Source organism: Streptomyces silaceus (assembly GCF_001419745.1).
In the GTDB taxonomy this organism is placed as follows: domain Bacteria; phylum Actinomycetota; class Actinomycetes; order Streptomycetales; family Streptomycetaceae; genus Streptomyces; species Streptomyces silaceus.
This window is the reverse complement of the sequence record NZ_LIRJ01000497.1, coordinates 1-6,976: the sequence shown is the minus strand read 5'-3', so window position 1 is coordinate 6,976 and position 6,976 is coordinate 1. Positions and strand designations below refer to the sequence as shown.

6 protein-coding genes are annotated in these 6,976 nt (G+C 74.5%); 5 read left to right on the top strand and 1 reads right to left on the bottom strand.

The genetic code is table 11. From position 1 onward, the window contains the following. Positions 1-305 precede the first annotated feature (305 nt). The 4 genes from AOK22_RS35265 (at position 306) to AOK22_RS35250 (ending at position 3,402) form a co-directional block, all read left to right on the top strand. On the top strand, positions 306-1,106 hold the full coding sequence (locus tag AOK22_RS35265) for an SGNH/GDSL hydrolase family protein (RefSeq protein WP_055702781.1): 801 nt from the start codon (positions 306-308) through the stop codon (positions 1,104-1,106). An 86-nt stretch (positions 1,107-1,192) separates the two neighbouring features. After that, positions 1,193-1,951: an antibiotic biosynthesis monooxygenase gene (locus AOK22_RS35260; protein ID WP_079037033.1), complete on the top strand. Its 759-nt coding sequence runs from the start codon at positions 1,193-1,195 to the stop codon at positions 1,949-1,951. A 72-nt stretch (positions 1,952-2,023) separates the two neighbouring features. Next, positions 2,024-2,629, top strand: coding sequence for an ArsR/SmtB family transcription factor (locus tag AOK22_RS35255; protein WP_055702780.1), 606 nt, complete (start codon positions 2,024-2,026; stop codon positions 2,627-2,629). After that, on the top strand, positions 2,626-3,402 hold the full coding sequence (locus AOK22_RS35250) for an SRPBCC family protein (RefSeq protein ID WP_055702779.1): 777 nt from the start codon (positions 2,626-2,628) through the stop codon (positions 3,400-3,402). Before AOK22_RS35255 ends, AOK22_RS35250 begins: the two co-directional genes overlap by 4 nt. Before the next feature lie 82 nt (positions 3,403-3,484). Here AOK22_RS35250 and AOK22_RS35245 read toward each other — a convergent pair whose 3' ends face one another. After that, a complete protein-coding gene (locus tag AOK22_RS35245) occupies positions 3,485-5,335 on the bottom strand; it encodes an endonuclease/exonuclease/phosphatase family protein (protein WP_055702778.1) in 1,851 nt (616 codons plus the stop codon). A 263-nt stretch (positions 5,336-5,598) separates the two neighbouring features. On the opposite strand from AOK22_RS35245, the gene AOK22_RS35240 reads away from it, so the two are divergent. Beyond that, positions 5,599-6,976 (top strand): hypothetical protein (locus AOK22_RS35240; RefSeq protein ID WP_055702777.1); only part of this gene is annotated, 1,378 nt, incomplete at its 3' end.

The following is a 6,976-nucleotide window of genomic DNA, read 5'->3' as shown; positions in this document are numbered from 1 at the left end:
CCCGATCGCGACATAGCGCGCGTAGGGGTGCTGTCGCGTCGTGGTCAGGCGCTGAGCTTGCTCCGGGCCCCGGGCCCCGTCAACGCGGGATCCGGGGCCCGTGGGGTGCGGTCCGGGCGCGGCGGGGCGCAGGACCAAGGAGGCGGGCATGGCGCGGAGTCTGGCACGGCGGCCGGGGGCGGACGGTACCGGGGCGTGACCGCGCCCCGGCGGCGCCCTGACCGCGCCCCACCGCGCCCGGACCGCACCCCACGGGCCCCGGATCCCGCGTTGACGGGGCCCGGGGCCCGGAGCAAGCTCAGCGCATGACCACGACGCGACAGCACCCCTACGCGCGCTATGTCGCGATCGGGGACAGCCAGACCGAGGGGATCGGGGACGGCGACGAAGAGCACGGCTACCGCGGCTGGGCCGACCGTCTCGCCGAGCTCCTCGCCGCGGGGAACCCGGACCTCACGTACGCCAACCTCGCCGTGCGGGGCCGTCTGACGGCGGGGATCAGGGCGGAGCAGCTGGGCCCCGCCCTCGCCCTGAAGCCGGACCTCGTGACCGTCATGGCGGGCATGAACGACCTGGTGCGGCCCGGCTTCGACGCCGCGCGGGTGGCCGCCGACGTCGAGGAGATGTTCACCGGGCTGACCGCCGCGGGCGCGCGCGTGGCCACCGTGACCTTCCCGGACCTCGGGCGGATCTCCCCGCTCGCGCGGCGCGCGCTGCCCCGCGTCCTGGACCTGAACGCCCGGATCCGCGCGGCCGCCGACCGGCACGGCGTGGTCGTGTTCGACACCTTCCCGCACCGCATCACCACCGATCCGCGGCTGTGGAGCGCGGACCGCATGCACGCGAGCCCGCTGGGCCACGCCCGGATCGCGGCGGGGATGGCGCACACGCTCGGCATCGCCGGGCACGAGGACTGGCTCAGCCCGCTGCCGCCGCTGGCCCCGGTGTCCGTGCTGGGCGCCGCGGCGGCGGAGGCGCGCTGGTTCGCCGCGTTCATGGGGCCGTGGCTGTGGCGGCGGGTGCGGGGGCGCTCCTCGGGCGACGGGCGGTACGCCAAGCGTCCCGCGCTCACCGCGGTGACCGTGCCCGATCCCGAACGGGCTTGACCTGAACCTTGGTTGACGTCGGAACGTGGTGCCCACGGAGCCGGTCCGCATCCGGCGCCCGACCCGACCGAGACGGATGGACAGCCATGTCTGCTGCGACCACGACCCTGAGCGCCACCACCCTGCCCGACCCGGCCGGCGACGAGGGCCGCCTCACCTTCATCAGCACCTGGAGCACCGGCTCCCCCGAGCGGCAGCGGGCCACCCTGGACGCCATCGCGCGGGCCTGGCAGACCCGGGCCTGGCCGCACGAAGGGCTGCTCTCCTACACGGTGTACGCGGGCGCCGACGGCTCGACGGTCCTGCACCACTCGCGGTGGCGGGACGAGGCGGCGTACCAGGACTTCTTCGCGAGCCGGGCCAACGGCAGGGACGCGCGGAACGCCGAGATCGACGCGGCCGTGCCCGGCATCGAGCGCCTCGGCCTCGACAAGACCGAGCTGTACCGCAGTTGGACCGGCGGCGCAGGCCGTGAGGCCGGTGCGATCGTGATCGTGCAGGCCGACTTCGAGGGGCCGGACCCCGACCGGCAGCGCGCCTGGGTGGACGCGGTCGTCGACGCCCTCGACGGCGCCTTTGGCGGCAACGGTGACGCCGGCGGCTCCGGGGACAAGGGCGGACTCCTCGCCGCGCACTTCCACGTCAGCACGGACGGCACCCGCGTCCTCAACTACGCCGAGTGGGAGTCCGAGCAGGCCCACATCGACGCGCTCGCCGCGGCCGGCGCCGGGACGGCGGACCCGGGCCCGAAGTGGCGGCGGGTACGGGAGTTCCCCGGCGTCACGGGCGACGACACGGTCGCCCGCTACCGGTTCGCCTACCGCTTCGTACCGAGCCGGGCGTAGATTCCCGGCGCCGCGCCGCCCCGGACACCCGCCTCCCTGGACAGCAATAGTTGTCGGCGGGACCGTTGAGCCATGCTCGACGTCACCGCGATCGAGGACCCGGCGGCCGCCGCCGTGTCGCTCGATCCCACCCGCGCCCGGCTCCTGGCCGAGCTCGCGGCGGGGCCCGCGTCGGCCGCGATGCTGGCGGGCCGGGTGGGGCTGCCCCGGCAGAAGGTGAACTACCACCTCAGGACGCTGGAGCGGCACGGCCTGCTGGAGCTCGCCGGGGAGCGCAGGCGGGGCCCCGTGACCGAGCGGGTGATGCGGGCGTCCGCGGCGTCGTACGTGATCTCGCCGACGGCGCTGGCCGCCGTGCAGCCCGACCCCGGGCGGGCCAGGGACCCGTGGTCGGCCTCCTGGCTGCTCGCGGTGGCGGCGCGTCTGGTGCGGGACGTGGGGGCGCTGCTCGGCGGGGCGCCGCGGGCGCGTCGGCGCCGCCTCGGCACGTTCGCGCTGGACGCCGAGGTGCGCTTCGCCTCGCCGGCGGACCGCGCGGCGTTCGTCCGGGAACTGGCCGGGACGGTCGGCGTCCTGATCCGCAGATACGGGGCCGCCGGGGGCGAGGCCGGCCGTGACCACCGCCTGGTGGTGGCCGTGCATCCCTCCCTCGCCACCATGTTCAGGGGGTCGGCATGAGCGGTGCCAGCGGGGGCGGCGGCGGAGGCGGCGGGACCGTCGGCGGAGGCAAGGAGTTCGAGATCGCCAGGGAGTTCGAGATCGCGGGGTCACCGGCCCAGCTGTGGGCCGCGCTCACCACCGGCACCGGCGGCTGGCTGTGGCCCATGCACTACGAACCGCGCGAGGGCGGCGCCGCCCCCTTCGGGGGCATCGTCACCCGCTGGGACCCGCCCCACCGCCTCACCGCCCGCGTCGAGGACCCGGACGGGATCGCCGGTCAGACCCTCGACCAGCTCGACCACACCATCGAGCCCCGCGACGGCGGCCGCCGCTCCTGGCTGCGCTACGTCCACAGCGGCGTCTTCACCGGCGACTGGGACGCGCAGTACGACGGCGAGGCCAAGTACACCGACTTCCACCTGCACACCCTGCGCCAGTACATGGCGTACTTCGCGGGCCGCCCGGTCGCGTTCAGCGCCCTCAACGGACCGCCCGCCGCCGTCGCCCCGGACGCCTTCGTCGTGCTCGCCCGCGCGCTCGGCCTGCCCGACGACGCGAGCGAGGGCGCGCGCGTGCGCGTGGACGCCCCCGGCGCGGAACTCGACGCGGTGATCGACTTCCGCAGCCGGTACTTCGTGGGCCTGCGCACGGACGACGCCCTGCACCGCCTCTTCGGCCGCAACCACTTCGGCGCCCCCGTGAGCGTCAGCGTCCACGACTTCGGCGCGCACGCGGACGCCAAGGGCACCGAACTGGCCTGGCAGGACTGGCTGGACCGGCTCTACGGCTGAGGCGGGCCCCCGGCGCGGCCGAGGATCCCGCCCCGTCCGAGGATCCCGCCCAGCCCGAGGAGTCCCGCCCCGTCCGCCCGGACTACGGCCGGAAGCGCAGCACCTGCGGGTCGTGGTCGCTGTTCTGCTCCGCGAACTCCGCGTTGATGTGCACGCTGTCGTACGAGAAGCCGCCGCCCACCCCGGGGCTGGTCAGGATCTGGTCCAGGACCTGCGTGTTGCCCTGGTACACGTACGAGTAACGCTCGCTCCTGGGCAGCGACTTGACGGCGGAGCGCAACGCGCCGCCGTCCTCCAGGGCCTTGGTGGTCCCCGAGAACTCGAAGTCGTTGATGTCGCCGAGGACGACGACGTCGGCGTTCCTCTCGGCCTTGCGGATGTCCTTCACGAAGCCGTTCACGGCCCGCGCCTGCAGCAGCCGCTTGGCCTCGGAGGAGCGCACCGGCGGCTGGTGGTGCGAGGTCAGGCCCTCGTCGCCGCCCTTGGAGCCGAAGTGGTTGGCGATCACGAAGACCGTGCGGCCGCGGAAGACGAACTCGCCGGCCAGCGGCTTGCGGCTGTCCGCCCACGCGGCGTTCGCCGGGTCGACGCGCCCGGGGGAGTGGCTCAGCGCGGCCCGCTTGCCCTGGCGCACGACCTCGGTGGGCGTCGTCGCGTCGCCGGGCGCGCGGTCGGTGAAGGAGACCCGCTCGGGGTTGAAGAGGAAGACCTGGCGGATGTTGCCGCCGGGCTCGCCGCCGTCCTTGTTGTTGTCCGGGTCGACGGACCGCCACGCGTAGCGCGGACCGCCCGCCGCGACGATCGCGTCCGTGAACTTCTTCAGCGTCTGCTCCGCGGACACCGTGCCGTCGTTCTTCGCGCCGTTGTCGTCCTGGATCTCCTCCAGGGCGACGATGTCGGGCGAGGAGAGGTTCGCGACGACGGCCGCGGCGAGCGCGTCGAACTTCTTCTGCGGGTCGCCCGGGTCGAGGTTCTCCACGTTGTACGTGGCCACGGCGAGCTCGCCCTTGGCCTGGCGCCGCGTCGTCTCGCGCTTGAGGCCCTTGTCGGCGACGCTCCCGAGCTCGCGCGCCACCAGCGTGTAGCCGCCGAACTGGTTGAAGTCCAGAGGGCCCTCGGCGCCGCCCGTCAGCACGTCGCCGACGTTCGCCTCGGGGAACGGCTGCTCCGAGACCGGGGCGAGCTGCTGGATCTGGAGCCGGCCGCCGTTCTGCGCGTCGTAGGAGCCGTAGACGGTGCCGCCGCGCCGGTTGCGGTTCTCGTGGGGCTTCACCGTCACCCACAGCTCGTTGTACGCGTCGGTCGCACCGACCACGCGCGAGCTGCCGACCTTCACGTTCATGCCCTCGAGCGACTCGTAGAGGTCCAGGGCGTACGAACGGGGCCTGAGCGGCAGCGCGTTGACGCTGTTGCCCTGCGCGGGGTCCCCGGCCGGCGCGTACGCGGCGGGGACCGACTTCGCGTCGATCGTGACCGGCTTCGGCAGCGGGTTGCCGGACGACTCCACGGTCACCGTCGGCTTGGTGAGCTGCGTCAGCGACTGGTTGCCGGAGGCGGCGCCCCCGGGGACGTACTCGCCGACGGTCCCGGAGACCGTCACCGCGTCGCCCGGCTTCACGGTCGGCGCCGAGCCGGTGTAGACGAACAGGCCCTCGCTGGTCGCCGGGTCCGCGTCGGCCGTGCCGTCGGCGGACTGGATCCAGAAGCCCTTGGAGCCGTAGCCGCGCACCCCGGTCACGATGCCGGCGACGCCGGTGACCTGCTGTCCCGCCAGCGGCGAGAGGCGGGTGGTGCCCTGGATGTCGTGGATGGCGACCTCGTCGGCCGAGGCGGTGGACGCGCCGGCGGTGAGCAGCCCGGCGGCGAGGGCGGTGGCGACGAGGGCGCCGACGGCGGCCGATCTCGGTACGCGGTGCGTCGATATGTGCGGCATCGGGGAACTCCGGATGAGGGTGGGTGAAGAACGAAGCGGCGGTGCGGGCCCGTACGCGGGCTCTACGCGCGTCAATCTCTTGCGTGGCCAGGGGAGTTGTCAAGGTTCCCCGGGTGTTCCGGCGCTGTACGTTTCCTGACAGGGACATGAACCGGGCGGCATGGTGCCAAATCCGTCTAGGCTTGCGCCGTGCCGACCCTTCCCCACGTTCTCGGCCACGCTCGAGCAGGGGAGGCCCCCACCCCTCGGAGGAGAACCAGCCGATGTCCGTAAGTCCCGCCACCCTGCCGCCGGTGCTGCTGCACCCCGAAGCGGAGCTCGCGCGGGCCGCGCTCGCCACGCCGCTGCTGTCCCGCGCCGTGCGGCTCGCCCGCTGGGCGGGGCCAGAGACCCGTGTCGGCGCGGGCGGCGAGCTCGTCGACGCCCAGCTCCCGGCGGCCGCCGCCGAGCTCGGCCTCGCGGCGGACGACCCGGACGCGGCCGCGTACGCGAGCGAGGCCTGGCGGGTCGCCGTGGACACCGGTCTGGTCGAGGTCACGGACGCCGAGGAGGAGGGCGGCGAGGGCACCGCCACCCAGGGCGAGGATCTCGCGCTGCTCTCCGAGGGCGGGCCGCAGGACGTCCTCGGCATCTGGCTGGGCGCCCTGGACACCGTGTACGCGGACGCCACGGTCCCCGACATGGAGGACCTCCTCGACATCCTGGAGGAGAACGGCGAGGTCGACTTCGCGGACCTCGGCTGGGACCCGCAGGCCGAGGCGGACTTCCTCGACGGCGTCCTCGGCAACCTCTACCTGCTCACCGTGGGCGACGCCGCCGCCGGCGAGGGCCCGGTGCCGCTGCCCGCGCTCGCCGCCTCGATGATCGTCCCCGACGACATGGCCGAGCCCACCGACGACATCCTCGAGCAGGTGTCGGACGCGATGATGAAGCTCGACGACCAGTTCCGGCTCTTCGAGCCGCTCGGTCTCGTCGAGTACCGGCCCGTCGACGAGGCGCTCATGGCCGACGTCGACGACGACGGCGCCGAGGAGCCCGCCCCGGTCGACGACGAGGACGTCAGCCGCTACGGCATGGTGCGGCTCACCCCGCTCGGCCTGTACGGCGTGCGCGCCCGCATGCTGGAGGCCGGCGTCGACGCGCCCGCCGTCGGCGACCTCGCGGACAAGGGCGCGGACGCGCTGCTCGACGGCACCTCCGGCTTCCCGCAGGCCGCCGCGCAGGCGGAGATCGAGCAGTGGCTCGCCCACCACGAACCGCTGGGCGCCGCACGGGAGTTGCTGGCCGCGGCGCGCGGCGGCGACGAGGGCGCACCGCTGCGCAGGCTCCGCTGCCAGCAGGCGCTCTCCCTGGTCGGCGACGAAGCGGAGCCGGCGCTGCGGGACGTGCTCGACGACCCCGAGCTCGGGGGTCTGGCCCGGGTGTGGCTCGCCGAGCACGGCGCCGCGGACGTGCCCGCGCCCTCCGAGGCGCTCGTCTTCTGGCTGACCATCGACACGATCGCCGCGCAGCTCGCCGCCGAGGGCAACTCGGACGAGCTGCAGGGCCTGGTCGAGGGGCTCGCGCAGCAGCACAGCGGGTTCTTCGCCACGGCCTGGCGCGTCGAGCACCCCGCCACGGCCGACGTCCTGGAGGCCATGG